Genomic DNA, 26,225 nt, shown 5'->3' on the forward strand with positions numbered 1-26,225 from the left:
CCCCCTTGCACGGGGGAGTGAACCCATGCCTGCCCCGTCCGGGACGGTCGAACACACAAGATCGCCATCCTGTGCGGTCCCGTCCGGGCCGGTCACTCCTCCGATGGATCATCGGGGCGCGTCACTCGATCACAGGGTCGAACGCAGCCACTGCTCCACGCTCGCGATGTGCACCGTCGCCCACGACCGCGCCGCCTCCGCGTCCCGGTCGCGCAGCGCGCCCAGGATCGCCCGGTGCTCGTGCAGGGTGCGGCTGACCGCGTCCTCCTGGGTCAGACCTCGCCAGATCCGGGCCCGCGTGGTCGGCCCGGACAGACCGTCGAGGAGCGAGCAGAGCACCGAGTTGCCGGAACTCTGCACGATGCCCCGGTGGAACTCCAGGTCGCACGCGACCAGTTCCTCCACCGAGGGAGCACCGCCCAGCGCGTCCAACTGCGCGGAGAGCGCGTCCAGTTGCTGCTCGCTGATCCGCAGCGCCGCCATCCCGGTGGCCGCCGGCTCCAGAATCCGCCGTACGGCCAGGAATTCGAGGACCGTGTCGTCGCGGTGGAAGTCGACGACGAAACTCAGCGCCTCCAGCAGGAGTTGGGGATCGAGGCTGGTGACGTACGTGCCGTCGCCCTGCCGTACGTCCAGGATGCGGATCAGTGACAGGGCGCGCACGGCCTCCCGCAGGGAGTTGCGGGACAGGCCCAGTTCGGCGGCGAGTTCGCTCTCCTTGGGCAGCCGGTCCCCGGGACGCAGCGCGCCGGAGACGATCATTCCCTTGATTTTCTCGATCGCCTCATCGGTGACTGCCATGGCCGGCCTTCCTGTTGCTCAGACGTCCGATGTATCAGGTGCATTATGCGGGTTCAGCAGGCTGAACGGGAGGGAAATCCACAGCTCAGGCAAGTGATTCGAGCTCCGCGAGCACGGCTTCCTCGTCCAGCGTGCCCAGTGTCCGGTTCCGCATCAGCACCCGGCCGTCCACCACCGTGTCCCGTACGTCCGCCGAGTGCGCGGCGTAGGCGAGCGTCGACCACGGGTCGTGCAGGGGCCGCAGATGTGGCGCGTTCAGGTCGAGCACGACGAGATCGGCCCGCTTCCCGGCCTCCAGCGAACCCAGGTGATCACCCAGGCCCAGCGCCCGCGCGCCCTCGATCGTCGCCATCCGTACGGCCTGTTCGGCGCCGACCGCCGTGGGGTCGCCGCCCGCCTTGTGCACGAGAGCCGCCTGCCGTACGGCGCCCAGCACGTCCAGCGTGTTGGAGCTGACGGCGCCGTCCGTGCCCAGTCCGACGGTGACGCCCGCGCTCAACAGCCGTGGTACCGGCGCGATTCCGCAGCCCAACTTCAGGTTCGACACCGGACAGTGGGCGACCGACGTGCCCGTGCGGGCCAGCGCCGCGATCTCCAGGGCGGTCAGGTCCACGGCGTGCGCGAGCAGCAGATCGGGACCGAGCAGCCCGAGCGAGTCGAGCAACTCCACAGGCCGCTTGCCGTACTTGACCTCGACGGTGGCGACCTCGGTCGGGTTCTCCGCCGCGTGGATGTGCAACAGCGCCCCGAACTCCCGTGCCAGGGCGGCGATTTCGACGAGCTGGTCGGGGGCGAGGGTGTAGGTCGAGTGGGCGAACAGGATCGGGCGCAGGCCGGGACGTGCTGGGCCCCGGGCCGCCAAGTCCCTTCGCGCCCAGTCCAGTCGGTCCTCGTAGGCGATACCGTCCGGCGGCTCCGGTACGTCCATGAAGGTGGGCCCGGTGTGCAGCCGCCAGCCCGTCTCGCGGGCCGCCTGCTCGGCCGCCTCGTGGAACCAGTACATGTCGAGCGCCGAGGTCACCCCGGCCCGCACGCTCTCGGCCACCGCGAGCCGCACCGCCGCCGCCACGTTCTTCGGCGTCAGCAGCTCGGCCTCCCACTTCAACACCCGCTCCAGGAAGCCCTGGAGAGTCACGTCGTCGGCGCGACCGCGCAGCAGCGTCATCGCGAGATGGGTGTGCGTGTTGATCAGCCCGGGCAGGACGAGACAGCCCGACGCGTCAATGGACTCCGTCGCCGTGAACCGAGTTGTCAGCTCCGCGGTCGGCCCTACGGCGACGATCTCGCCCTCGTGGACGGCAACTGCCCCGTCCCGTACGACAGTTCCGGCCTCGTCGACGGTGAGGACGTCACCGCCGTGCACCAACAGGTCGATGTTCAAGGTGCTCATCCCGTGAACTCCTGGGCCTCCGCGAGCAGTCGGAGCGCCTCCAGCGAGACCACCGCGCCCCGCTCGGCACCGGCCGCGACGACACCCCGGTGCGGGTCGTACCCGCCGGTGGTCTCCGCGTCGACGAGTTCATCGGCGTTGGCGCCGTCGATGACCAGCACCCCGCCCGCGACCAGACCCCGCAGCGACGCCGTCACCAGCAGCGCCGACAGCTCCATCTCGATCGCCGCGAGCCCGGCGCCGTCGTAGGAGAAGAGGGGGAGGAGGCCGGGCTGGAAGGCCGCGCGGGTCCAGACGATGCCGCGGTGGTGCGGGGCGTCGGCCTCGCGGGCCGCGCGCTGGAGGGCGAGGACGGCCTCGGGGGAGGAGACGGCCGGGTACTCCGGCGGGAGGAGTTGCTGCGTGACGCCGTCGTCGCGTACGGCCGCCTCCGCGATGACGAGGTCGCCGTCGCCGATGCCGGGCTTCATCGCGCCCGCCGTGCCGAAGCGCAGGAAGGTACGGACCCCCGCGTCCGCCAGTTCCTGGAACAGCAGGATCGCGCCAGGGCCGCCCACCCCGTGCGAGGCGACGGTGACCGGCAGGCCCTTCCAACTCCCGCTGAACACACGGTATTCGCGGTGGTACGACACCTCCTCGGCGCCGTCCAGCAGCGCGGCCACGGCGGCTGCGCGCGCCGGGTCGCCGACGACGACCGCGTGCGCCGGAAGTCCGATGCGCGGTATGCGGGTGATGGGCAGCAGGTCCTGCGTCATGTGGTGGCTCCGGAAGGGGAGTTGGCGGTACGGCGACGGCGGCGGGCCGTCGAGAGGAAGAGGGCGACGAGCGTCACGACGTAGGGCGCGGCATCGGTGGCCTGTTGGGGCAGGCCGACGCCCTGGAGGCGGAAGCCGGCGGCCTCGGCGAGACCGAAGAGCAGCGCCGCGAGCAGCACGCCGACGGGTGCCGCGCGGCCGAGCATGACCGCGACGACGGCGATCCAGCCCCGGCCCGCCGTCATGTTCTCGGAGAACAACGTGACGTTGCCGAGCGCGAGTTGGGCCCCCGCGAGCCCGCACAGGACACCGGAGATCAGCACCGCCGCGTACTTGTACTTCGCCGGGCTCACCCCGAGCGTGGCCGCCGCGTCCGGTGCCTCGCCGACCCCGCGCAGCCGCAGCCCCCACACATGCCGGGACAGCATCAGCGCGGCCACCGCGACCGCGACGAACGCCAGATACGCGAGCGGGGTGAAGCCACCGACCAACGGCAGCCCGGCGAGTGACGGATCGTCGAAAGTGCCCTGCACACCGAAGACCGTACGCAGCAGGAAGCTGGTCAGGCCAACTGCCAGGAGATTCATGGCGATTCCGAGAACCACCGCGTCCCCGCGCAGAGTTACCGTGCCCACCGCGAGGATCAACGAATACGCGGCTGCCGCGAGGGCGGCGGCGAGCACGCCGAGCCAGGCGCTGCCCGTGAACCAACTCGTGGCCACCGACGTGAAGCAGCCCATCAGCATCATGCCTTCGAGGCCGATGTTGAAGACGCCCGCACGCTCGCACAGGGCACCGCCGAGTGCGGCCAGCAGGATCGGGGTCAGCGCGCGCAGCGCCGACATCAGCAGATCGGAGTCGAAGAACATCAGACGGCCCCGCTTTCCTGAGTACGCCTGCCGAATCTCAACCACTTCGTCGGGAAGCGCAGTCGGGCCGCCAGGAACACGATCACAATGGCCTGGAGCACCTGCGTCAGCTCGCGCGGCACCTCGGTCGTCCGCTCCATCGCCAGCCCGCCGACCGCGAGGACGGCGAAGAAGAAGGAAGCGACGACCGTGCCGAACGGGGCCGCAGCGGCGAGCAGGGCGGCCGTAAGTCCCGTCCAGGTGTAGCCGGGTGCGGTCAGCGAGCCGTCGACGAAGCGGTACGGGAAGCTCAACACCCCGATGGCGCCCACGAGTCCGGCCAGCGCACCCGAGACGGACATCAACTTGAGGGTCAGGCCCCGGCGTTCGACGCCCGCGTAGGCGGCGAAGCGGGAGTTGAGGCCGGTCATGCGGATCTCGTAGCCGAACGCCGTGCGCTTGTCGGTGAACCAGTACGCGGCTGCCGCGAGGACCACCAGGACGAGTCCGATGGTGACCGTCGAGTCGCCGAACGCGGGCAGCGCCACACCGTCCGGCATCGCCCGGGTCTGGGGGAGGCTGGAGCCAGGTTCCTTGAGCGGGTAGCGCGCCAGGTAGGAGGCGAGCGAGACCGCCGGGTAGCTCAGCAACAGGCTGCTGACCAGGAGCGGAACGCCGAGGCTGTTCTCGCACAGGGCGGCCAGGGCAGCGTAGGCGGCGCCCGCCGCCATGCCCGCGAGCAGCGCGAGTGCGACGGTGAGGGGTGCGGGCAGCGGCGAGTACAGGCCGGTCACGGCCGCCGTGATGCCGCCGAGGACCATCTGTCCGTCGCCGCCGAGGTTGATCAGCCCGGCCCGCAACGGGATCGCCAGCGCGAGCGCCATGCCGAGCACGCTGGTGCCGGTGCTCAGCGTGGAGCCGATGCCGTCCGCGCCGAGCGAGCCGGTGAGGACGGCGCCGTACGCCGTGAAGGGGTCCGCGCCGGTGCCGACGAGGAACAGGGCGCCGATGACCAGGCCCGCGAGCACGGAGAAGGTGATGGGGGAGCGCAACACCCCTGATATGCGCGGTATCTGCGTGTGCGTCATGTCAGTCGACGGCCTCCGTCGGCGCTACGGCTCCGCCCGCCATGGCGAGTCCGAGCGACCGTTCGTCCGCCTCGTCCTTCGTGTACGTCGCCGTGACCCGGCCCTCGTACATGACCAGGACCCGGTCCGCGAGGCCCCGGATCTCGCTCAGTTCGGCGGAGACGAGGAGGACGGCGTGACCGGCGTCGCGGTAGGCGACGATCTGGTCGTGGATGTTCTGGATGGCGCCGATGTCGACCCCGCGCGTGGGCTGCTCGACGAGCAACAGCGGTGCCTCGTGGGCGAGTTCACGGCCGATCAGCAGCTTCTGGAGGTTGCCGCCGGACAGCGCGGAGGCGGGCACCTCGGGGGTGGCCGCCTTGATGCCGAAGCGGTCGATCAGCCGCCCGGCGTGGGCGCGTACGGACGCGGGCGGCAGAAGTCCCTTGGTGGACAGGGACGTTCGGTGGTGGCCCATCGCGAGGTTGTCCGCGACGGACGCCGCCGGTGCCGTACCGACCGCGTGCCGGTCCTCGGGGACGTAGGCGAGGCCCTGCGCGCGGCGCTCGGTGGCGGAGACGTGGGTGATGTCCCGGCCCTTGAGCGTGACCCGGCCGGAGACGACCGGCCGTAGCCCGGCCAGGGCCTCGATCAGCTCGCTCTGGCCGTTGCCGGCGACGCCCGCGATGCCGACGATCTCCCCGGCGTGGACGGTGAGTCCCACATCGTGGACGGCGTCCGTGGTGAGGTCTCTCACGTCCAGGACCACGTCACCGGGTGTCCCGGGCGCGTGCACGCGGTCCAGTTCGACCGCGCGGCCGGTCATCGCGGCCGCGATCTCGTCGGCGGAGGTGTCCGCGGTGACCAGGCGGGCGACCACCCGGCCGTCCCGCAGCACGGTCACGTTGTCGCTGCCTTCGAGCACCTCGCGCAGCTTGTGGGTGACAAGGATCACCGTACGACCCTGCGCGGCCAGCGACTTGAGGACCGCGAACAGGGCGTCCGCCTCGGCCGGCGTGAGCACGGCGGTCGGCTCGTCCAGGATCAGCGTGCGGGCGCCACGGTGCAGCAGCTTCAGGATCTCCACGCGCTGCCGCAGCCCGACCGGCAGCTCGCCGACCCGGGCGTCCGGATCGACCGCGAGCCCGTGCTCCTCCGCCAGCTCCCGCACCCGGCGGCGGGCCGCGGCCCGGTCCACCAGGCCGAAACGGCGCGGCTTGGCGGCGTAGACGACGTTCTCGGCGACCGTCAGCGAGTCGAACAGCTTGAAGCTCTGGTGGACCATGCCGAGTCCGGCGGCCATCGCCGCGCTCGGGTCGCCGAAGGTCACCTCGCGGCCATCGATCCGGATCGACCCGGCATCGGCGCGCTCCATGCCGTAGAGGATCGACATGAGGGTGGACTTGCCGGCGCCGTTCTCGCCCATGAGGGCGTGGATCTCGCCGCGGTGGACGGTCAGGTCGACGGCGTCGTTGGCGAGCGTGCCGGGGAACCGCTTGGTGATTCCCCGGAGCTCGACCGCTGGGTCAACTGGCGGCCGGGTCATCGACCTTGAGCTTTCCGGAGACGATCTGGTCGCGCAGCGCCTTCACCTTCGTGAGGACGTCCTTGTGCTGGGCGATCACGCACTTCGACGAGTCGACGCCCGCCTCAAGCCCGGTGAGGCTGATGCCGCCCTCCTTCAGGCCGTACGACACCGAGGTGCCCGTCCTGCCCGCGAGGACCTGCTCGACGCCCTTCTCCACGGCGACGTCCGTCTTCTTGATCACGTTGTCGACGACCGTGCCGGGGGAGGAGACGCACTGGTTGACGTCGACGCCATACGCGAACGCGCCCTTGGCCTTCGCAGCCTCGAAGACGCCGTAGTTGCCGGCCGCGGCGGCCGCCATGATCTGGTCGGTGCCCTTGGAGAGAAGGGAGTTGGCCTGCTCCTTGGCGCGCGCCGAGTCGTCGAACGGGGACTGGCCGCCGACGAAGCGCGTCGACGCGGACGTCTTCGCGGCGACCTTCTTCGCACCGGCCGCGAACGGGTCGCTGTAGCGCCGGAACTGGGGAGTGTCGAGCACGTCCACCGCGCCGACCTTGCCGCTCTTGCTCAGCAACCCGGCCTCGGCGCCCGCGAGATAGACACCCTCGTGCTCACGGAAGACAGCGCACGTGACGTTCTGATACGTCTTCGTCGTGCACGCGTCGATCATCAGGAACTGCTGCTTCGGGTGCGCCTTCGCCTGCTGCGCCACGAGATCCGCGAACTCGAAGCCGACCAGCACGATCACGCTCGGGCTCGCGTCCACGGCGGCCTGCACGTTCTGCTGCTGGGACGCGGTGTCCGTCGACTCGTAGACCTTCTCGGTCCCGTCGTGCGTCTTCGCGGCGGCCTTCACGCCCGTGACGGCGAGCTTCAGGAACTCGTTCTGCCCGACCGCGTCCGGCGTGACCAGCGTGAACGACTTCCCGCTGCCCCCGCTCGCGCTGTCCGAGGCGTCGGTCTTCGCGGCGGCGTTGCAGGCGGTGGCGGCGGTGACCATGAGCGTGGCCACGGCGGCCAGACGCAGGGTACGGCGGGATCTGCTGGGCATGGAGACCTTCCGGGGTACGGCAAGGCACGCTCCGGCGGGAGCGCGTGCGACCAGATGGTGAGACGGGGTGAGACGAGGAGCGGACGCGAGAGGGACAGGTCAGCGTCGACAGCAGTCACTCGCGCAGCGGCCGTGATCGAGGAAACGGCGCATGGTCAGCAGCACACGTCCTCCTTCGTCTCGGCCTTCGGGCTGCGGGTGCTGGACTTTAACATTCGTTTTGAGACACCCGCTCGACTGTCTCGAACTGTGGTTCTTCCAGGTCATGTACGGTGTCCGACACCATCGGACCAGCAGGAGTGTCCCGTTATGCCCCAGGAATTGCGCGCGGTCGACTGGACCGGAACCGGTCTCGCGCTGATCGACCAGACCCTGCTCCCGCATCGCAACGAGACGGTGGCTGTCCACGATGTGGACACTCTGGTCGACGCGATCCAGCGCCTAGTGGTGCGCGGCGCACCCGCGATCGGAGCGGCCGGCGCGTACGGCGTCGCGATCGCGCTCATCGAGGGCGAGCGCAAGGGCTGGACCGAGGCCGAGACCCGCGCGGCCGTCGCCCGCGTCCGCGAGGCCCGCCCCACCGCGGTCAACCTCATGGTGTGCGTGGACCGGGTCATGACCCGCTTCGACGAGGGCCTCGAAGCGGTGCTGGAGGAGGCCGCCGCCGTCCAGCGCGAGGACGTCGCCGCCAACCGCGCGATGGGCGCCTTCGGCGCTGACTGGTTGCTCGAAAGGCTCCAACAGGCGGGCGTGGAGCGGCCGTTGCGCATCCTCACGCACTGCAACACCGGCGCGCTGGCCACGGCCGGCTGGGGCACCGCGCTCGGCGTCATCCGCGAACTCCACGCGCGGGGACGGCTGGAGGTCGTCTACGCCGACGAGACCCGCCCCCTGCTCCAGGGATCACGCCTGACCGCCTGGGAGTTGGTCCAGGAAGGCATCCCGCACTACGTCCAGGCCGACGGCGCCGCCGCCGGCACGATCCTGCGCGGCGAGGTCGACGCGGCCATCGTCGGCGCCGACCGCATCGCGGCCAACGGCGACACGGCGAACAAGGTCGGCACGGTGGGCGTCGCCCTCGCTTGCGCGGACGCGGGCATCCCGTTCCTGGTGGCGGCCCCAACGACCACGGTCGACCTCTCGACCGAGACCGGCGACGCCATCCACATCGAACTCCGGGGCGAGGCCGAGGTGTTGGAGTGGTCGGGAGTACGGACGGCTCCGGCGGAGTCGCGGGGCCACAACCCCGCCTTCGACGTAACCCCGGGCCGCCTGGTGACCGGACTGGTCACGGAACGGGGCGTGTTGGAAGTGTCGTCAGGCGAACTCCCGGCCGACTACTTGAAGTAGCCAAGCCCCCGCGCCCCTGCTTTGGCTTTTAGGGGCGCGGGGCTGTGTCGATTTGCGGCTCCGCCGCGGGGCGCGCCCAGCCCCCACCGGCCGGCGCTGTGACTACAACGCTCAACGCTGCGTCAGTTCCAACTCCAGCAACCACTCCACCACTTCAGTGTGATGCCGAGCCTGCCGAGCATCCGCACCCCACACATAAAGCCCATGCCCGGCGACGACAACGGCCGGCATCCGAGGATCCCGAGCCGCCTCCAGCCGATCCCCAAGCACCTTCATGTCCTGGCTGTTGACGATGACAGGCAAGGTCACCTCGACATCATGCGCAGGCTGCCCAACACCCTTGAGCATCTCGACATCCTTGAACACGATCCCGCCCGGTTCACGCCGCCCCATGGCAACGGACGCCACGGTGTGCACATGAACGACGGCACCCGCACCGGTCAACGCGGCAACACGAGCGTGGAGTTCGGCCTCGGCAGACGGCTTACCACCCCGGACAGCCGCACCATCGGCGTCCACCAACACCACATCGTCGGCCGTCAGTTCACCCTTGTCATGCCCGCTAGCCGTCACAGCCAGCCGCAGCGGATCCCGGCCCAGAACCACGGACAAATTACCGGAGGTCCCCCGCATCCAGCCGAAAGAGGCGAACCGAGCGGATTCGGCGGCGAGTTGAGCCCCCGCCTCCTTCAGGTCGAGGTCACTGATCTCGCTGGTCACGTGGTGCTCCTTGAACTGGTGATGCCGATCTCGTCGAACGCCCCCGCCTGCGCGTGGTCGCCGACGCCCTGCTCGAAATACGGTTCGCCCGGCCGCAGTACACCGACCGCGTGCCAGCCCGCGGCCACGGCCGCGTCCAGCTCGCCGGGCCGGTCGGAGAGGAAGAGCAGCCGGGACGGCTCGACGCCGGTCGCGTCCGCGATACGGCGGTACGACTCCGGCTCCTGCTTGGGGCCGGCGTTCTCCGTGTCGTAGAGACCGGAGACCAGCGGCAGGAGGTCGCCCTCCGGGCTGGACGTGAACCACGCGCGCTGCGCGGCCACCGAGCCGGACGAGTAGACGTACAGCCGCAGACCCGCCGAGTGCCAGGCGCGCAGGGCCGGTACGACGTCGTCGTAGAAGTGCGAGACGAGGTCGCCGCGGGCGAAGCCCTCGGACCAGATGATGCCCTGGAGGGTCTTGAGGGGCGTGGCCTTGCGGTCCTCGTCCAACCAGGTGTTGAGCGTTTTCTCGATCTGTACGGCGTCGGCGTGCGGGTCGCCGGTCAGCTCGCGGACCTGCGCGACCGCCCGGGCCACCGCCGGATCGTCGCTCCGCTCGGCGAGCAGCGCGGCGAAGCGTGAGCGGGAGTACGGGTAGAGCACGTCGACGACGAAACCCGTGGCGCTCGTGGTGCCCTCGATGTCGAGCACCACGGCGTCCACGGTGTACCGCAAGGTCACGCGGCGGCCTTGTCCTGCTGGAAGCCCGCGTGGATCGTGTCGTAGTCGGGGAAGCGCGAGGCGATGGTCGAACCGGTGAAGTTGCCGACCCAGCCGTCCTCCTCGTGGAAGAAGCGGATCGCGGTGAAGGCGGGCTCGGTGCCCATGTCGAACCAGTGGGTGGTGCCGCGCGGGACGCCGATCAGGTCGCCCTTCTCGCAGTAGACGGCGTTCACTTCGCCGTTGACGTGCAGGTAGAAGATGCCCGAGCCGGAGACGAAGAAGCGGACCTCGTCATCGTCGTCGTGCGTGTGCTCCTGGAGGAACTTCGCGCGGGCGCCCGCCGCCTTCGCCGGGTACTCCGGGTCGTCGCTGGGGTGCAGGCCGAGGACGTCGACGGTGGTGAAGCCCTCTTCGGCGTTGAGTTTGTCGATCTCCGGGCCGTACGCGGCGAAGACGGTGTCGCTGTCGGCGTCGGCCGGGACGTCCTCGCGGATCGGCCACTGCTCGAAGCGCACGCCGATCGGGGCGAGCGCGGCGGCGATCTCGACGGGGTCGGCGGTACGGCGCACGAGGGTCTCGGGGCCGGACTCGGCCCAGGTGGTGAGCAGCGTCATGGGAACAACTCCGAAAGGTGGGAGGGATGTCCGGATGCTGGGACGAGCACCGGACGGGTGGGGGAGGAGAAGAAGGGGCGGCGGGGCGACGGCGGCGGACAGTCGGTCAGCCCGGACAGCGTGCGTCGGGACAGCGCCACATGCAGCTCATGGGGGGTGTCGTCGCGCGCGGTGTCTTCATCGGGGCCTCACTGTGCCGGGTCGGGAGCCGGTTCCGTGATGGTAACCGCCGTCGGTGAACGGACCGGGTGTGACGTAGTCGTTGTCTCACTCTTTGAGAAACCGCTTCCATCCCTTTGACCAATGGCCGAAAACATTCTCATGATCTCCTTATGAAGACGCTGCTGCTCGTGCGGCGGCTGTACGTGGACTTGCTCCGGTCGACCACAGCCCGCTGTCGCTGACCACACCCGGAGCCCCCGGCGCGCCCCGCATCGCGGGCCGTCCCGCCGCCTGTCCCACCGTTCGTGACGGTGGCGCACCCTTCGTGCGATGGCGCGTTTTCGCCCCCTGCTCCGGGTGAGCACTCCGTCCTTCTCTCATCGCGCCTTCTCTCATCTCGGCAGCACCCCGCACCAGGAGCCCCTCATGTCCCGTACCCGCGTCCCCCTCGCCGCGCTCTCGCTGGCCTCCGTCTCCGCCCTCCTCCTGGCGGGCTGCTCGCAGTCCACGGACGCCTCGAAGAGCAGCGACGACACCTCGGCCTCGGCCTCGGCCGCCACGGGCAAGAAGCCGGCCCCCTTCAGCAAGGGCACGGTCAAGGTGGCGCTGGTGCGGCAGAGCGGCGCCGGCGACTACTTCGAGCAGTGGGGCAACGGCGCGAAGGCGCAGGCCAAGGCCCTCGGCATCGACCTGACGGTGTACGACGCCCAGGCCGACAACGCCAAGCAGGCCACCGACCTGTCCTCGGCGATCAACTCCGGCGCGCAGGCGATCATCGTCGACCACGGCTTCCCCTCGACGATCCAGCCCGAGATCGACCAGGCCGTGAAGAAGGGCATCAAGGTCGTCGTCTACGACGTCGACCAGACCAACAAGTCCGTGATCAGCACCGAGCAGGACGACGCCAGCATGGCGAAGGCCGTCCTCGATGTGATGGCCAAGACGGTCGGCAAGAACGCGAAGGTCGGCTACGTCAACGTGGCCGGCTACGCGGCTCTCGACAAGCGCAACTCCGTCTGGAAGACCGCGGTCGACGCCAACGGCTGGAAGCAGCAGTTCAAGGTCGGCAAGGTCACCGACTCCACGGCCACGGACAACGTTCCGCTGGTCTCCGCCGCGCTGACCCAACACTCCGACGTGGCGGGCGTGTTCGCCCCCTACGACGAGCTGGCCAAGGGCACCGTCCTCGCCGTGCAGAACAAGAAGCTCCAGAGCAAGGTGAAGGTCTTCGGCGCGGACGTCTCCAACGCCGACATCCAGAACATGACCGCCGCGGGCAGCCCCTGGGTCGCCACCGCCGGCACCGACCCGTCGGCGGTCGGCGCGGCCGTCGTCCGTACGGCGGCCCTTGAGCTGGCGGGCCAGTTGAACAAGACCTCCGTCGACTTCCCGGCCGTCGCCATCACCCAGGACTTCCTGCGCAAGAACAAGATCGCGAACATGGACCAGCTGCGCGCGGCCCTGCCCGCCCTGAACCTCTCCAAGGTGAGCACCGCGGACTGGATCCCCAATGTCGCCCACTGACAAGGCGGTTGACGTGGCGGCCGTCGGCGTCGCGGTCTCGCTCCGCGACGTCAGCATGGCCTTCGGCGGCAAGACGGTGCTGGAGTCCGTCTCGCTGGACATCGCACCGGGCAGCGTGGTCGCGCTGCTCGGCGCGAACGGCGCGGGCAAGTCCACGCTGATCAAGATCCTGTCGGGCGTGCACACGGACCACGGCGGGGAGGTGCGGGTCGCAGGGGAGCCCGCAGCTCTCCAATCGCCGCTTGCCGCCCGACAGTTGGGCATCCAGACGGTCCACCAGCGGATCGGCGAGGGCATCGTGCCCGGCCTCACGGTCGCCGAGAACCTGGTCTTCGAGGAGCTGGCCCAGAAACGCGGCAACCCGTTCCTGAACGGCCGCCGCGTGCTGGCCCGCGCCCGCGAGATCCAGGCCGGTCTCGAACTGGACTGGAGCGACGCCCTGTTGCGCCGGGACGTCACCGAACTGGGCATCTCCGACCGCCAGTTGCTCATCCTGGCCCGCGCCCTCGCCACCCGCCCCCGGCTGCTCATCCTCGACGAACCGACCTCGGCACTCTCCGCCACCGAGGCCGAGCGGCTGTTCGCGCTCGTCGAGAAGATGCGCGACGACGGCATCGCGGTCCTCTACGTCTCCCACCGCCTCGGCGAGATCGACGCGCTCGCCGACCGCTTGGTCGTCCTGCGGGACGGCGGTCTCACCGACGACCAGGTCAAGCCCTTCGACTGGGACAGCGCCCTGCGCGCGATGCTCGCCCAGGCCCACGAGGCGACGAGCGCCCGCCCGCAGCGCAGCGGCGAACACGGCGACATCGTCCTCGGCCTGCACGGCGTCCACCTCTTCGAGGGCCGCGCCCCCCTCGACCTCGACCTGCGCGCCGGTGAAGTCACCGGCGTCGTAGGCCTGTTGGGCGCGGGCAAGACGGAACTGGCCCGCGGCCTCTTCGGCGCCGAGCCCTTCCCCACCGGCAAGGTCGACCTCGACGGCAAGCCCTACGCCCCCCGCCGCCCGTCCGATGCCATCCGCGCCGGCGTCCACCTCGTCCCCGAGGACCGGCACGCCGACGCGCTCGTCCCCGGCTGGTCGGTGGCCCAGAACATCTCGCTGCCGTTCCTCAAGTCCCTGTCCCGGGCGGGGTTGGTGAACACGGCGAGGGAGGACGCCCTGGGCCGCGGGACCATCGACGCCCTCGGCGTCGTCGCCCGCGACGAACACAGCACGGTGGAGGAACTCTCCGGCGGCAACCAGCAGAAGGTCGTCGTCGGCCGCTGGCTCGCCGAGACCCCCCGCGTCCTCATCCTGGACGAACCGTTCCGAGGCGTGGACATCGGCGCACGGCGTGACATCGGCCGCAGGGCGCGTGCGCTGGCCGCGGAGGGTGCGGCTGTGCTTGTCCTCTCCGCGGACGTGGACGAGGTGCTGGAGATCGCCGACCGGGTCGTCGTACTGGCGGCAGGCGAGATCCACCTCGACGCGTACGGCGAAGACGCGGAACGCGACCGCGTGATCCAGACCATCTCGGCGTCCGTGTGATGCCGGCCCCTTCAGGAAGCACCCGATGACCACCACCCAGAGCTCCGAGGCCGCGCCGAAGGCACTGGCCCCGCCTTCCGTCTCCACCGCCGTGCGCGTCCAGAACGCCGTCATCAAGTACGGGTTCATCTTCGTCACGGTCGCGCTCTTCCTGTACTTCGCGCTGAGCGAGGGCTCCTTCCGCGAGTCGGCGACCATGCTCGACACCCTCCGGTACGTGTCCGTCGCCGCGATCCTCGGCCTCGGTGTCACCGTCACCATGGCCGTCGGCGGGATGGACATGTCCGTCGGTGCGGTCGCCGGGCTCGGGGTCACCGTCGCCGCGAAGACGATGGTGACGTACAACCAGGTAGGCACAGTCGCGATCCTCGCCGTGATCGCGGCAGGCGCGCTCGCCGGACTCCTCAACGCCCTGCTGATCGTGGTCATGAAGATCCCCGACATGCTGGCCACCCTCGGCACCATGTTCGTCATCCAGGGCACCAAACTCATCCTGGTCGACGGCCAGTCCATCTCCGCCGGCATGACCCAGTCCGACGGCAGCACCGCGCCCGGCAAGTTCACCGACGGTTTCCTGCGTATCGACCGCGGCACGATGCTCGGCATCCCCATCTCCGTGCTGATCTTCGGCGCGCTGACGGTCATCGCCTGGGTGTTCCTCGCCCGCACCCGCTGGGGCCGCGTCCTGTACGCCATCGGCGCCAACCCCGAGGCCTCCCGCCTGGCGGGCATCCGCGTCGGCGCGTACCGGGCCCTCGCCTACGTCCTCTCCGGCGTCCTCGCCTCGATCGGCGGCCTGATCCTGGCGTCCCGGATCGGCCAGGGTGACGTGTCCGCCGGTACTTCGCAGCTGCTGGAGGCGGTCGCGGTAGCCCTCGTAGGCACCTCGGTCCTCGGCCGGGGCCGCCCGAACGTCTGGGGCACGGCCCTCGGCGCCGTCCTCATCGGCATCATCACCACCGGTCTCACCATCAAGGGCCTGCCGTACTACACCCAGGACGTCGTCGAGGGCGCGGTCCTCATCCTCGCCCTGGTCTTCAGCTTCACCCTGTCCAAGCGCCGCACCGCATAAGGAAGTTCGAGGAGTTCGCACGATGGGCTACCGCATCCTGGAGACCGACGACATCCCGGCCTACCTGCACGAGCGCGGCCACTGGGACGACGTGACCGACATTCACGTCCGCGAGGTGTCCGACGGCAACATGAACCGGGTGTTCCTCGCCTCCAGCGCCGACGGCACCCGCAGCCTCGCCCTCAAGCAGGCGCTGCCCTGGGTGCGGGTCGCCGGACCCTCCTGGCCGATGAGCCCCGAGCGCGCCGACGCCGAGGCCCGGGCCTACGAGCAGGTCGCGCGGGTCGCCCCCGACAAGATCCCGGCGATCCACGGCTACGACGCCGACAACTACGCCCTCGTCATGGAGGACATGTCCGACCTGGAAGTCCTGCGCACGGTCCTCAACGAGGGCGCGTCCTACGGCCCGGACACCTCGGTCCGTATCGGCGAGTTCGTCGCCCAACTCGCCTTCGCGACCAGCGACTTCGGCATGGAATCCGCCGAGCGCAAGGCGCTGATCGCGACCTCGGTGAGCCCCGAGCTGTGCAAGATCACCGAGGACGTGGTGCTCTCCGAGCCGTACATCGAGCACGAACACAACCACTGGCTCCCGGAGTTGGCCGACCTCGCCCTCTCCTTCCGGGCCGACAGCCGCCTGCGCACGGAGGTCGCCGACCTCCGGTACACCTTCATGACCAGCGCGCAGGCCCTCCTCCACGGCGACCTGCACACCGGCAGCGTCATGGTCGGCGAACGCGAAGGCGCCCCCGTGGTACGGGTCTTCGACCCCGAGTTCTCCTTCGTCGGCCCGATCGGCTACGACCTCGGCCTGTACTGGGCCAATGTCCTGGTGTCGGAGCAACGCGCCCGCGAGCTGGGCACGTCGACCGACCACGCCGACCAACTCGCCCTCTCCTGGAAGGCGTTCGAGACCGAGTTCCGCCGCCTCTGGCCGACCCGCGTCGACACCTTCTTCGACAACACCTACCTCGACCGCTTCCTCTCCCGCGTCTGGACCGACTCGGTCGGCTACGCCGGCACGGAGATCGTCCGCCGCATCATCGGCTTCGCCCACCTGACCGACCTGACGACACTGCCAGATCCGGTTCCGGCGTCGAGGCGGACGTTGCTGCTGGGGCGTGAACTGATCGTGCGGCGCGAGGAGTTGACGTCACCGGAGCACATCAGGGCGCTCGTCTGAGGGACGTCACTCCGCTGAGAGGCCTCACTCCGCGTCGAACCACTCCTTGTCGGCCGCCCAGTGCGCCACCCAGCCGGCGAACCCCGGCGCGGAGGTCGTGAACCCGAACTCCGCGCCGAACGGCATGGCGCCCACATCGGTGACATGCCAGACGTGCCCCCGCTGGGGGCCGGTGACGACCAGGTGCCAGTTCATCGCGCAGCCGTCGGTCCCGAGCACGATCGAGCCGTGGTTGAGAACCTGCTCGACGACCGCGGCGGGGTCCTCGTAGGGCCCGTCGTCCTCCTCCCACAACCACCCCGCCGCGAGCGGGAAGGGCTTGCCCGGGTCCCGGTCCGCCTCGCCGTCGCCCCAGTCGTCCGGCAACTCGGCCAGCCCCAACAGGCCGTACTCCGGCGGCCCTTGGAACGACCCGTCGGATATCTCGGCCACGCACGTCCGGTACGGCTCCGGCAGCACCACCCCGTGCTCCGCCTCGAACGCGCGCACCGCGTCCCAGCCGAGCGCCGACTCCCCGCCGTCGTCCACGCCGAACGCCGCCCGCAGCGCGGCGAGTTCATCGGCGGAGGCTTGATCGTTGTTCATACGCCCATGAAAACATCCGGCACTGACAACCGGGCACGCCAAAGGGGCGGCTCCCTCCGTAAGGAACCGCCCCTGTCACGCCGTAGCAAAAGCCGCCGTAGCGACCGGCGCCGTAGCGACTACTTCTTGTCGAGCAGGTCCTGGACCTTCGCGCGGACCTCGTCCGTCGCCAGACCCCGGATCGTCAGGGTCGTGCGGCGGCGCAGGACGTCGTCCTGGGTCTCGGCCCACTCGTGGTCGCGGGCGTAGACGACCTGGGCCCAGATCTCGGGGGCGTCGGGGTGGACGCGCCGGCCCAACTCCGGGTTCTCGTTGGCGAGTCGGGCGATGTCGAAGGCAAGGGAGCCGTAGTGCGTGGCCAGGTGCTTCGCCGTGTCGGCCGCCATGCGCGGGCCCGGTGCCGGGTTGTCGATCAGGAGGCGGTGGGCGACCGCGCGCGGGTTGGCGACGCCCGGGAGCGGGAGCTTCTTCGGGAGGGAGGAGATCGGCTCGAAGTCCTCGCCGAGCGGGTGGCCGGGGAGGGCCTCCAGCTTCTGCATGACCGTACGGCCGATGTGCCGGAAGGTCGTCCACTTGCCGCCCGCGACGGACAGCATGCCGCCCTTGCCCTCGGTCACCACTGTCTCGCGCTTGGCCTTCGCCGTGCTTCCGGGGCCGCCCGGCAGCACGCGGAGGCCCGCGAACGAGTACGTGATCAGGTCACGGGAGAGCTGCTGGTCGCGGACCGAGAACGCGGCCTCGTCCAGGATCTGGGATATGTCCTTCTCGGTGACCGAGACGTCCGCCGGGTCGCCCTCGAACTCCTCGTCGGTCGTGCCGAGCAGCAGCATGTCCTCCCAGGGGAGGGCGAAGGTGATGCGGTACTTGTCGATGGGGGTGGCGAGAGCGGCCTTCCATGGGGACGTGCGCTTCAGGACCAGGTGCGCGCCCTTGGACAGGCGGATGGACGGCGCCGCGTTCGGGTCCTCCATCTTGCGCAGGTGGTCGACCCACGGGCCGGTCGCGTTGAGCACCAGGCGGGCACTCACGCCGAACTCGTCGCCGGAGGTGGTGTCGCGCAGCTCCGCGCCGGTCACCCGGCCCTGGGTGAAGCGCAGGCCGGTGACCTCGGCGTGGTTGAGGACGACCGCGCCCGCCTCGACGGCCGCGCGGACCGTCATCAGCGCCATGCGCGCGTCGTTCATCTGGTCGTCGCCGTAGACGGCCACGGCCTTGAGGTTCTGGGTGCGCAGCTCCGGCACGTCCTGCGCCGCCTTGGCGGGGGACAGGAGGTGGCCGACGCCGTCGCCGAACGCGGAGAGCGCGGAGTAGGCGAAGACGCCCGCCCCGAGCTTCGCCGCACCGTGCGGACCGCCCTTGTACACGGGCAGGTAGAACGTGAGCGGGTTCGCCAGGTGAGGAGCCACCTGGCGGGACACCGCACGGCGTTCGAAGTGGTTCTCCGCCACCAGCTTCACCGCGCCGGTCTGCAGGTAGCGCAGACCGCCGTGGAGGAGCTTGGAGGAGGCGGAAGAGGTGGCACCGGCGAAGTCGCCGGCGTCGACCAGGGCCACCCGCAGCCCGGACTGCGCGGCGTGCCAGGCGGTGGAGATGCCCAGGATGCCGCCGCCGATGACGAGGAGGTCGTACGTCGCCTTGGAGAGCTGCTCCCGGGTCTCGGCCCGGCTCGGGTTCGAGCCGGAGGCCGGGTGCGTACCGAGGGCAGGCACGGACTGCAGGGTGGACTGACTGGTCATGTGGGGTTCTTACTCCTCGTCGTCGAGCCAGCCCATGGTCCGCTCCACGGCCTTGAGCCAGCTCTTGTACTCACGGTCGCGCTTCTCCGCGGCCATGTTGGGGGTCCACTCGGCGGCCCGGCGCCAGTTGGCACGCAGGTCGTCGGTGCTGGTCCAGAAGCCGACGGCGAGACCGGCGGCGTAGGCGGCGCCGAGGCAGGTGGTCTCGGCGACCATCGGGCGCACCACGGGGGCGTCGACGAAGTCCGAGAGCGTCTGCATCAGCAGGTTGTTGGAGGTCATGCCGCCGTCGACCTTGAGCGCGGCGAGCTCGACACCGGAGTCCTTCGTCATGGCGTCCGTGATCTCACGGGTCTGCCAGGCGGTGGCCTCCAGGACGGCACGCGCGAGGTGCGCCTTGGTGACGTACCGGGTGAGACCGGCGATCACACCGCGGGCGTCGGAGCGCCAGTACGGGGCGAACAGACCGGAGAAGGCCGGCACGAAGTAGGCGCCGCCGTTGTCCTCGACCGAGAGCGCGAGCGTCTCGATCTCGGCGGCGGTGGAGATGAGCCCCATCTGGTCGCGCATCCACTGCACCAGCGAACCGGTGACGGCGATCGAACCCTCCAGGGCGTAGACCGGCGCGTCGTTGCCGATCCGGTAGCCGACCGTGGTCAGCAGGCCCGAGTAGGAGTTGATGATCTTCTCGCCGGTGTTCATCAGCATGAAGGTGCCGGTGCCGTACGTGGACTTGGCCTCGCCCTCGGCGAAACAGGTCTGGCCGAACAGGGCCGCCTGCTGGTCGCCGAGCGCGGAGGCGACCGGGATGCCGCCGAGCAGCTCGCCGAGGCGGCCGCCGGTGACCTCGCCGTAGACCTCGGCGGAGGAGCGGATCTCCGGGAGCATGTTCATCGGGACGCCGATGGACTCGGCGATCTTCTCGTCCCACTCCAGGGTGTGCAGGTTCATCAGCATGGTGCGGGAGGCGTTGGTGACGTCGGTGTAGTGCTTGCCGCCGTTCACACCGCCCGTCAGGTTCCAGATGACCCAGCTGTCCATGGTGCCGAAGAGGATGTCGCCCGCCTCGGCGCGCTCCCGCAGTCCCTCGACGTTGTCGAGCAGCCAGCGGGCCTTGGGCCCGGCGAAGTACGACGCGAGGGGGAGACCCGTCTCGCGGCGGAAGCGGTCCTGGCCGACGTTGCGCCCCAGCTCCTTGCAGAGCGCGTCGGTACGGGTGTCCTGCCAGACGATGGCGTTGTGGACGGGCTCACCGGTGTTCTTGTCCCAGAGCAGCGTGGTCTCGCGCTGGTTGGTGATGCCGATGGCCTTGATGTCGTCGCGGGTGATCCCGGCCTTCTCGATGGCGGAGGCGACGACCTCCTCGACGTTGGTCCAGATCTCGGTGGCGTTGTGCTCGACCCAGCCCGGCTTCGGGAAGATCTGCTCGTGCTCCTTCTGGTCGACGGAGACGATACGGCCGTCCCGGTCGAAGACGATGCAACGGCTGGAGGTCGTGCCCTGGTCGATGGCCGCGATGAACGGTCCGGCGGTGTGCGCGTCGGTCACTGTGTGCTCCTGAGGGGTTCCGTGGTCATGAGGACTGGTTCTACTGCTGCTTCAGTGCTCGGAGTTCCGGTTCTCGTCCGGTTCTAAGCAAAGGCCAGGTTGTAGATACCCGCAGCGATCGCGCCGCCGATCAGCGGTCCGACGACCGGGATCCAGGCGTAGCTCCAGTCGGAGCCGCCCTTGTTGGGCAGCGGCAGGAGCGCGTGCACGATGCGCGGGCCCAGGTCACGGGCCGGGTTGATGGCGTACCCGGTCGGGCCGCCGAGCGACAGACCGATGGAGACGACCACGAACGCGGTGATCAGGGCGCCCAGGGTGCCGAGACCGTTGCCGTTGGCGTTCAGACCCTGCGTCAGGATGGCGAGGATCAGGACGACGGTGCCGATGATCTCCGTGGCGAGGTTCTGCACCACGTTGCGGACCTCAGGACCGGTGGAGAAGATGCCCAGGACAGGTCCGGCGCCCTTCTCCTCGGCCTCCACGGACTTGGCCGCCGGCTCGCCGACGATCTCCTTGTCCGTGAGGTGGGCCTGGAACTGGCCGTAGTAGGCCACCCAGACCAGGGTCGCGCCGATCATGGCGCCGAGCAGCTGCCCGGCCCAGTAGATCGGGACGTTGTCCCAGCCACCGTCCTTGATCGCGAGGGCGAGCGTCACGGCCGGGTTGAGGTGGGCACCGGAGAGCGGTGCCGAGATGTACACGGCCGTCATGACGGCGAAACCCCACCCGAAGGCGATGGCGAGCCAGCCGGCGTTACGGGCCTTGGAGGCCTTCAGCGTGACGGCGGCGCAGACGCCACCGCCCAGCAGGATGAGTACGGCGGTACCTATGGTCTCGCCGATGAAGATGTCGGAGCTGGACACCCGCGACTCCTTTGTCCTTCGTCCAGGGAAGCCGAACCCCGGGTCCCGCCGGGGGTTCGTGCGCCCTCGGGGGTGAGAGCGATGCCGGCCTTTGGCGTTGCCACACTCTAGCGCGTATTGCCGGTAGGTGTTCGACAATGCCGACCGATGGACGGGAGTCTTGCTCCGGGGTTACAGGCGCGTCAAGAGTGCTGTTATCGAAAACACGATCGTTATTGATTGCTGTGGGCTATCGATCTCGCGGTCGATGCGGACGGCTATCAGATGGACACCGTGTGTGGTGATTTGGCGTTTTGGCCGACTTTGTCATCCAGGGTACGACTAGAACCGGAACGTCTTCATGACGTTCCGGTTCTTTTTCGCTGTGAATCGGGGATGGATCCTGGCTGGTCAGAACCGCCCGGCGCCCAGATCCCGGGACACCGCGCGGGCGCAGTCCCGTACCGCGGCGATCAGCTCGGGGCGCAGCGCGCCGTCCTCGTCGGGCCGGCACAGCCGCTCCACGGCGCCCGTGATGCCGACCGCGCCGACCGGCATGCGCCGCCGGTCGTGGATGGGGGCGGCGATGGACGCGACGCCCTCCCAGGTCTCCTCGACGTCGGCCGCGTACCCCCGCGCGCGCGTGACGTCGAGGACGTGCTCGAAGTCGGCCAGCTCGGACACCGTGCGCTCGGTGAAGGGCTTGCGGTCGGCCTCCAGGACCTCGCTGTGCGCGACCGGGTCGTAGGCCGACAGCACCTTGCCCAGGGCCGTGGAGTGCAGCGGCTGCATGGCCCCGATCTCCAGGACCTGCCGGCTGTCGTCGGGGCGGAAGACGTGGTGCACGATCAGGACGCCGTGCTGATGCAGCACTCCCAGGTGCACGCTCTCGCCGCTGGAGCGGGCCAGGTCGTCCGTCCACACCAGGGCGCGGGCCCGCAGTTCGTGGACGTCGAGGTAGGTGGTGCCCAGGCGCAGCAGTTCGGCGCCGAGCTGATAGCGCCCGGAGACGTCGTCCTGCTCGACGAAGCCCTCGTGCTGGAGGGTGCGCAGGATGCCGTGGGCCGTGCCTTTGGCGAGGCCGAGCGACGAGGCGATGTCCGAGAGGCCGAGCCGTCGCTCGCCGCCCGCGAGCAGGCGCAGCATCGCGGCCGCCCGTTCGAGCGACTGGATGTTCCGTGCCATCGCCGTACTGCCTCCGTCCCGTTCGACCGCCGACGCGCGACGTCGCTGCCGCCGTTCGGCAATGTCGAACACTACCGTTCCATGCCGACCTCCCGCTAATGGTCGGCCGATTCCGGTCACGTCTCCTGTTGCGTCACTTGTCGCGAGAACCTAGACGCCGTTGACCCGCCCGTCACCTCAGTCGGCCGCCCCGGTCACCCCCATCGCCCGCCCCCGTCACCCCCATCGGCCTCCTGTCACCCCGGTCCGTCTCCCCGTCACCGCGGTCCGCCCCATGGACGCTTCGAGCATCCCTCGGCCCGACCCCGTTACCCTGGCGACGTGCACGCTCCCCGGGGAGTTCCGTGAGAGGTTCCCAGGGAAGCCGCAAAGCCGACAGCCGTCGCACTCCAGGGAGCCCCTTCATGGCCTCGTCGCCACTGACCCCTTCTGCCGACAGCCGGACCCGTGTGTCCGCGCTCCGAGAGGCACTCGCCACCCGCGTGGTGGTCGCCGACGGAGCCATGGGCACCATGCTCCAGGCACAGGACCCCACCCTTGAGGACTTCGAGAACCTTGAGGGCTGCAACGAGATTCTGAACATCACCCGCCCGGACATCGTCCGCTCGGTCCACGAGGAGTACTTCGGCGTCGGCGTGGACTGCGTCGAGACGAACACCTTCGGCGCGAACCATTCCGCGATGGCCGAGTACGACATTCCCGAGCGCGTCCAGGAACTCTCCGAGTCCGGCGCCCGCATCGCCCGCGAGACCGCCGACGACTTCACCGCCCGCGACGGCCGCCAGCGCTGGGTCCTCGGCTCGATCGGACCCGGCACGAAGCTGCCCACCCTCGGCCACATCGGCTACGCCACTCTCCGCGACGGCTTCCAGGCCAACGCCGAGGGCCTGCTCGCCGGCGGCGCCGACGCCCTGATCGTGGAGACCACCCAGGACCTCCTCCAGACCAAGTCGTCGATCCTGGGCGCCAAGCGCGCGATGGAGGCGACCGGCGTCGACGTACCCCTGCTCGTCTCGATGGCCTTCGAGACCACCGGCACCATGCTCCTCGGCTCCGAGATCGGCGCCGCGCTCACCGCGCTGGAACCCCTCGGCATCGACATGATCGGCCTGAACTGCTCGACGGGCCCGGCCGAGATGAGCGAGCACCTGCGCTATCTCGCCCGCCACTCGCGCACCCCGCTGCTCTGCATGCCGAACGCCGGTCTGCCCATCCTCACCAAGGACGGCGCCCACTTCCCGCTCGACCCCGAGGGCCTGGCGGACGCCCAGCAGCACTTCGTCCACGACTACGGCCTGAACCTGGTCGGCGGCTGCTGCGGTACGACCCCCGAGCACCTGCGCCGGCTCGTCGAGCGGGTCCGCGAGGCCTCGCCGACCGAGCGCCACCCCCAGCCCGAGCCGGGCGCCGCGTCGCTCTACCAGACGGTCCCGTTCCGCCAGGACACCGCCTACATGGCGATCGGCGAGCGCACCAACGCCAACGGCTCGAAGAAGTTCCGCGAGGCCATGCTGGACGGCCGCTGGGACGACTGTGTGGAGATGGCCCGCGACCAGATCCGCGAGGGCGCCCACATGCTGGACCTCTGCGTGGACTACGTCGGCCGCGACGGCGTCGCCGACATGGAGGAACTGGCCGGCCGCTTCGCCACCGCCTCCACCCTCCCCATCGTCCTCGACTCCACCGAAGTCCCGGTCATCCGGGCCGGGTTGGAGAAGCTCGGCGGACGCGCGGTCATCAACTCCGTCAACTACGAGGACGGCGACGGCCCCGAGTCCCGCTTCGCGAAGGTCACCAAGCTGGCGCAGGAACACGGCGCCGCCCTCATCGCGCTGACCATCGACGAGGAGGGCCAGGCCCGCACCCCGGAGCACAAGGTCGCCATCGCCGAGCGGCTCATCGAGGACCTCACGACGAACTGGGGCATCCACGAGTCCGACATCCTCATCGACACCCTGACCTTCACCATCTGCACCGGCCAGGAGGAGTCCCGCGGCGACGGCATCGCCACCATCGAGGCGATCCGCCGCCTCAAGGCCGGCCACCCGGACGTGCAGACCACGCTGGGCCTCTCGAACATCTCCTTCGGCCTCAACCCGGCCGCCCGCGTGCTGCTCAACTCCGTCTTCCTCGACGAATGCGTCAAGGCGGGCCTCGACTCGGCGATCGTGCACGCCTCGAAGATCCTCCCGATCGCCCGCTTCACCGAGGAAGAGGTCCAGACGGCCCTCGACCTGGTCTACGACCGCCGCCGCGAGGGCTACGACCCGCTCCAGAAGCTGATGGCCCTCTTCGAAGGCGCCACCACCAAGTCCCGGACGGCGGGCCGCGCCGAGGAGTTGGCCGCCCTCCCGCTGGACGAGCGCCTCAAGCGGCGGATCATCGACGGCGAGAAGAACGGCCTGGAGACCGACCTCGCCGAGGCGTTGGAGACCCGCCCGGCCCTGGACATCGTCAACGCGACACTCCTGGACGGCATGAAGGTCGTCGGCGAACTGTTCGGCTCCGGCCAGATGCAGCTGCCGTTCGTGCTCCAGTCCGCCGAGGTCATGAAGACCGCGGTCGCCTATCTCGAACCGCACATGGAGAAGTCGGACGCCGAGGGCAAGGGCACCATCGTGCTCGCCACCGTGCGCGGCGACGTCCACGACATCGGCAAGAACCTCGTCGACATCATCCTGTCCAACAACGGCTACAACGTCGTCAACCTCGGCATCAAGCAGCCCGTCTCCGCGATCCTGGAGGCCGCCGAGGAGCACCGCGCCGACGTCATCGGCATGTCGGGCCTCCTGGTCAAGTCCACGGTGATCATGAAGGAGAACCTCCAGGAGCTCAACCAGCGCAAGATGGCCGCCGACTACCCGGTCATCCTGGGCGGGGCCGCGCTGACCCGCGCCTACGTAGAGCAGGACCTGCACGAGATCTACGAGGGCGAAGTTCGGTACGCCCGCGACGCGTTCGAGGGTCTGCGCCTGATGGACGCCCTGATCGGCGTCAAGCGGGGCGTGCCCGGCGCGAAGCTGCCCGAGCTGAAGCAGCGCCGGGTGCGGGCGAGCGCCGCCGTGGAGGTCGAGGAGCGCCCCGAAGAGGGCCACGTCCGCTCCGACGTGTCCGTCGACAACCCGGTCCCCGAGGCGCCGTTCCGCGGCACCCGGGTCATCAAGGGCATCCAGCTCAAGGAGTACGCGTCCTGGCTGGACGAGGGCGCCCTCTTCAAGGGCCAGTGGGGCCTCAAGCAGGCCCGCACGGGCGACGGACCGACCTACGAGGAACTGGTGGAGACCGAGGGCCGCCCCCGCCTGCGCGGCCTCCTGGACAAGCTCCAGACCGACAACCTCCTCGAAGCGGCCGTCGTCTACGGCTACTTCCCCTGCGTCTCCAAGGACGACGACCTGATCGTCCTCGACGACGAGGGCAACGAGCGCACCCGGTTCACCTTCCCGCGCCAGCGCCGCGGCCGCCGTCTCTGCCTGGCCGACTTCTTCCGCCCGGAGGAGTCCGGCGAGACCGACGTCGTCGGCTTCCAGATCGTCACCATGGGCAACCGCATCGGCGAGGAGACCGCGAAGCTCTTCGAGTCGAACTCCTACCGCGACTACCTCGAACTGCACGGCCTGTCCGTCCAGTTGGCCGAGGCGCTCGCCGAGTACTGGCACGCGCGCGTGCGCTCCGAACTCGGCTTCGCCGGCGAGGACCCCACCGACGTCGAGGACATGTTCGCCCTCAAGTACCGCGGCGCCCGCTTCTCCCTCGGCTACGGCGCCTGCCCCGACCTGGAGGACCGCGCGAAGATCGCCGCCCTGCTGGAGCCGGAGCGCATCGGCGTCCACCTCTCGGAGGAGTTCCAGCTGCACCCGGAGCAGTCCACTGACGCGATCGTCATCCACCACCCGGAGGCGAAGTACTTCAACGCGCGCTGAGCGGACGAGTACGCCGATCGGGTGTGCGCACGGAACGGACAAGCACACTGATCGGATAAGTCGTACACTGGTCGGTCCACCGCAGGCCGGTCGCCCTTGTTGGTATCAG

21 protein-coding genes are annotated in these 26,225 nt (G+C 69.7%); 6 read left to right on the top strand and 15 right to left on the bottom strand.

Annotation, left to right across the window (positions count from 1 at the left end):
- Positions 1–129: 129 nt before the first annotated feature.
- From OG194_RS37885 to OG194_RS37915, 7 genes are all read right to left on the bottom strand, one after another.
- On the bottom strand, positions 130–801 hold the full coding sequence (locus tag OG194_RS37885) for a FadR/GntR family transcriptional regulator (RefSeq protein ID WP_033283704.1): 672 nt from the start codon (positions 799–801) through the stop codon (positions 130–132).
- 85 nt (positions 802–886) lie between these two features.
- Complete coding sequence (locus tag OG194_RS37890) at positions 887–2,182, bottom strand: amidohydrolase (RefSeq protein ID WP_442811819.1); 1,296 nt, start codon at positions 2,180–2,182, stop codon at positions 887–889.
- 5 nt (positions 2,183–2,187) lie between these two features.
- Complete coding sequence (locus tag OG194_RS37895; protein ID WP_327405254.1) at positions 2,188–2,946, bottom strand: nucleoside phosphorylase; 759 nt, start codon at positions 2,944–2,946, stop codon at positions 2,188–2,190.
- Positions 2,943–3,815 carry an ABC transporter permease gene (locus OG194_RS37900; protein WP_327405255.1) on the bottom strand — a complete coding sequence of 291 codons (873 nt, stop codon included), beginning with the start codon at positions 3,813–3,815 and terminating at the stop codon, positions 2,943–2,945. The genes OG194_RS37895 and OG194_RS37900 overlap by 4 nt, the downstream gene beginning before the upstream one ends.
- Positions 3,815–4,882: an ABC transporter permease gene (locus tag OG194_RS37905; protein WP_327405256.1), complete on the bottom strand. Its 1,068-nt coding sequence runs from the start codon at positions 4,880–4,882 to the stop codon at positions 3,815–3,817. Before OG194_RS37905 ends, OG194_RS37900 begins: the two co-directional genes overlap by 1 nt.
- A 1-nt stretch (position 4,883) precedes the next feature.
- The gene (locus OG194_RS37910; RefSeq protein WP_327405257.1) at positions 4,884–6,407 is read right to left on the bottom strand and encodes an ABC transporter ATP-binding protein; all 1,524 of its coding nucleotides are present in this window, start codon (positions 6,405–6,407) and stop codon (positions 4,884–4,886) included.
- Positions 6,388–7,440 carry a BMP family ABC transporter substrate-binding protein gene (locus tag OG194_RS37915; protein WP_327405258.1) on the bottom strand — a complete coding sequence of 351 codons (1,053 nt, stop codon included), beginning with the start codon at positions 7,438–7,440 and terminating at the stop codon, positions 6,388–6,390. Before OG194_RS37915 ends, OG194_RS37910 begins: the two co-directional genes overlap by 20 nt.
- Positions 7,441–7,749: 309 nt before the next feature.
- Between OG194_RS37915 and mtnA the strand changes: the two genes are divergently transcribed.
- Complete coding sequence (gene mtnA / locus OG194_RS37920) at positions 7,750–8,790, top strand: S-methyl-5-thioribose-1-phosphate isomerase (protein WP_327405259.1); 1,041 nt, start codon at positions 7,750–7,752, stop codon at positions 8,788–8,790.
- Positions 8,791–8,901: 111 nt separating this feature from the next.
- On the opposite strand, the gene mtnB is transcribed toward mtnA, so the two are convergent.
- The 3 genes from mtnB to OG194_RS37935 are packed head-to-tail and all read right to left on the bottom strand — an operon-like array spanning position 8,902 to position 10,828.
- Positions 8,902–9,510 (bottom strand): methylthioribulose 1-phosphate dehydratase, encoded by a 609-nt coding sequence (gene mtnB, locus OG194_RS37925; protein ID WP_327405260.1) that lies wholly within the window; start codon positions 9,508–9,510, stop codon positions 8,902–8,904.
- Positions 9,507–10,232: an acireductone synthase gene (mtnC, locus tag OG194_RS37930; protein ID WP_327405261.1), complete on the bottom strand. Its 726-nt coding sequence runs from the start codon at positions 10,230–10,232 to the stop codon at positions 9,507–9,509. Before mtnC ends, mtnB begins: the two co-directional genes overlap by 4 nt.
- Positions 10,229–10,828, bottom strand: coding sequence for a 1,2-dihydroxy-3-keto-5-methylthiopentene dioxygenase (locus tag OG194_RS37935; RefSeq protein ID WP_327405262.1), 600 nt, complete (start codon positions 10,826–10,828; stop codon positions 10,229–10,231). Before OG194_RS37935 ends, mtnC begins: the two co-directional genes overlap by 4 nt.
- 588 nt (positions 10,829–11,416) lie before the next feature.
- Here OG194_RS37935 and OG194_RS37940 point away from each other — a divergent pair.
- The 4 genes from OG194_RS37940 to mtnK are packed head-to-tail and all read left to right on the top strand — an operon-like array spanning position 11,417 to position 16,300.
- On the top strand, positions 11,417–12,514 hold the full coding sequence (locus OG194_RS37940; RefSeq protein WP_327405263.1) for a substrate-binding domain-containing protein: 1,098 nt from the start codon (positions 11,417–11,419) through the stop codon (positions 12,512–12,514).
- On the top strand, positions 12,501–14,045 hold the full coding sequence (locus tag OG194_RS37945; protein ID WP_327405264.1) for a sugar ABC transporter ATP-binding protein: 1,545 nt from the start codon (positions 12,501–12,503) through the stop codon (positions 14,043–14,045). Before OG194_RS37940 ends, OG194_RS37945 begins: the two co-directional genes overlap by 14 nt.
- Before the next feature lie 25 nt (positions 14,046–14,070).
- The gene (locus tag OG194_RS37950; protein WP_327405265.1) at positions 14,071–15,117 is read left to right on the top strand and encodes an ABC transporter permease; all 1,047 of its coding nucleotides are present in this window, start codon (positions 14,071–14,073) and stop codon (positions 15,115–15,117) included.
- Between the two features lie 22 nt (positions 15,118–15,139).
- Complete coding sequence (gene mtnK, locus OG194_RS37955; protein ID WP_327405266.1) at positions 15,140–16,300, top strand: S-methyl-5-thioribose kinase; 1,161 nt, start codon at positions 15,140–15,142, stop codon at positions 16,298–16,300.
- 24 nt (positions 16,301–16,324) lie between these two features.
- Here mtnK and OG194_RS37960 read toward each other — a convergent pair whose 3' ends face one another.
- The 5 genes from OG194_RS37960 to OG194_RS37980 all read right to left on the bottom strand — a co-directional run bounded on the left by OG194_RS37960 (position 16,325) and on the right by OG194_RS37980 (position 22,196).
- Positions 16,325–16,885 carry an SMI1/KNR4 family protein gene (locus OG194_RS37960; RefSeq protein WP_327405267.1) on the bottom strand — a complete coding sequence of 187 codons (561 nt, stop codon included), beginning with the start codon at positions 16,883–16,885 and terminating at the stop codon, positions 16,325–16,327.
- A gap of 119 nt (positions 16,886–17,004) precedes the next feature.
- A complete protein-coding gene (locus OG194_RS37965; RefSeq protein ID WP_327405268.1) occupies positions 17,005–18,621 on the bottom strand; it encodes a glycerol-3-phosphate dehydrogenase/oxidase in 1,617 nt (538 codons plus the stop codon).
- Between the two features lie 9 nt (positions 18,622–18,630).
- A complete protein-coding gene (gene glpK / locus OG194_RS37970; protein WP_327405269.1) occupies positions 18,631–20,169 on the bottom strand; it encodes a glycerol kinase GlpK in 1,539 nt (512 codons plus the stop codon).
- An 83-nt stretch (positions 20,170–20,252) separates the two neighbouring features.
- Positions 20,253–21,032 carry an MIP/aquaporin family protein gene (locus OG194_RS37975; RefSeq protein WP_327405270.1) on the bottom strand — a complete coding sequence of 260 codons (780 nt, stop codon included), beginning with the start codon at positions 21,030–21,032 and terminating at the stop codon, positions 20,253–20,255.
- A gap of 390 nt (positions 21,033–21,422) precedes the next feature.
- Entirely contained in the window at positions 21,423–22,196 is a 774-nt protein-coding gene (locus OG194_RS37980) for an IclR family transcriptional regulator (RefSeq protein WP_327405271.1), read from the bottom strand.
- Positions 22,197–22,600: 404 nt separating this feature from the next.
- On the opposite strand from OG194_RS37980, the gene metH reads away from it, so the two are divergent.
- Positions 22,601–26,116, top strand: coding sequence for a methionine synthase (gene metH, locus OG194_RS37985; protein ID WP_327405272.1), 3,516 nt, complete (start codon positions 22,601–22,603; stop codon positions 26,114–26,116).
- Positions 26,117–26,225 lie beyond the last annotated feature (109 nt).

The sequence above is a fragment of the Streptomyces sp. NBC_01288 genome, assembly GCF_035982055.1.
Lineage (GTDB): Bacteria > Actinomycetota > Actinomycetes > Streptomycetales > Streptomycetaceae > Streptomyces.

Bases quoted from the DNA above. Each gene is read 5' to 3' on its own strand.
- OG194_RS37910 (WP_327405257.1), bottom strand. From the start codon at position 6,407: ATGACCCGGCCGCCAGTTGACCCAGCGGTCGAGCTCCGGGGAATCACC.
- mtnK (WP_327405266.1), top strand. From the start codon at position 15,140: ATGGGCTACCGCATCCTGGAGACCGACGACATCCCGGCCTACCTGCAC.
- OG194_RS37950 (WP_327405265.1), top strand. From the start codon at position 14,071: ATGACCACCACCCAGAGCTCCGAGGCCGCGCCGAAGGCACTGGCCCCG.
- metH (WP_327405272.1), top strand. From the start codon at position 22,601: ATGGCCTCGTCGCCACTGACCCCTTCTGCCGACAGCCGGACCCGTGTG.
- OG194_RS37905 (WP_327405256.1), bottom strand. From the start codon at position 4,882: ATGACGCACACGCAGATACCGCGCATATCAGGGGTGTTGCGCTCCCCC.
- OG194_RS37945 (WP_327405264.1), top strand. From the start codon at position 12,501: ATGTCGCCCACTGACAAGGCGGTTGACGTGGCGGCCGTCGGCGTCGCG.
- OG194_RS37940 (WP_327405263.1), top strand. From the start codon at position 11,417: ATGTCCCGTACCCGCGTCCCCCTCGCCGCGCTCTCGCTGGCCTCCGTC.
- OG194_RS37915 (WP_327405258.1), bottom strand. From the start codon at position 7,440: ATGCCCAGCAGATCCCGCCGTACCCTGCGTCTGGCCGCCGTGGCCACG.
- OG194_RS37895 (WP_327405254.1), bottom strand. From the start codon at position 2,946: ATGACGCAGGACCTGCTGCCCATCACCCGCATACCGCGCATCGGACTT.
- OG194_RS37980 (WP_327405271.1), bottom strand. From the start codon at position 22,196: ATGGCACGGAACATCCAGTCGCTCGAACGGGCGGCCGCGATGCTGCGC.
- OG194_RS37935 (WP_327405262.1), bottom strand. From the start codon at position 10,828: ATGACGCTGCTCACCACCTGGGCCGAGTCCGGCCCCGAGACCCTCGTG.
- OG194_RS37885 (WP_033283704.1), bottom strand. From the start codon at position 801: ATGGCAGTCACCGATGAGGCGATCGAGAAAATCAAGGGAATGATCGTC.
- OG194_RS37965 (WP_327405268.1), bottom strand. From the start codon at position 18,621: ATGACCAGTCAGTCCACCCTGCAGTCCGTGCCTGCCCTCGGTACGCAC.
- OG194_RS37960 (WP_327405267.1), bottom strand. From the start codon at position 16,885: ATGAACAACGATCAAGCCTCCGCCGATGAACTCGCCGCGCTGCGGGCG.
- OG194_RS37900 (WP_327405255.1), bottom strand. From the start codon at position 3,815: ATGTTCTTCGACTCCGATCTGCTGATGTCGGCGCTGCGCGCGCTGACC.
- mtnA (WP_327405259.1), top strand. From the start codon at position 7,750: ATGCCCCAGGAATTGCGCGCGGTCGACTGGACCGGAACCGGTCTCGCG.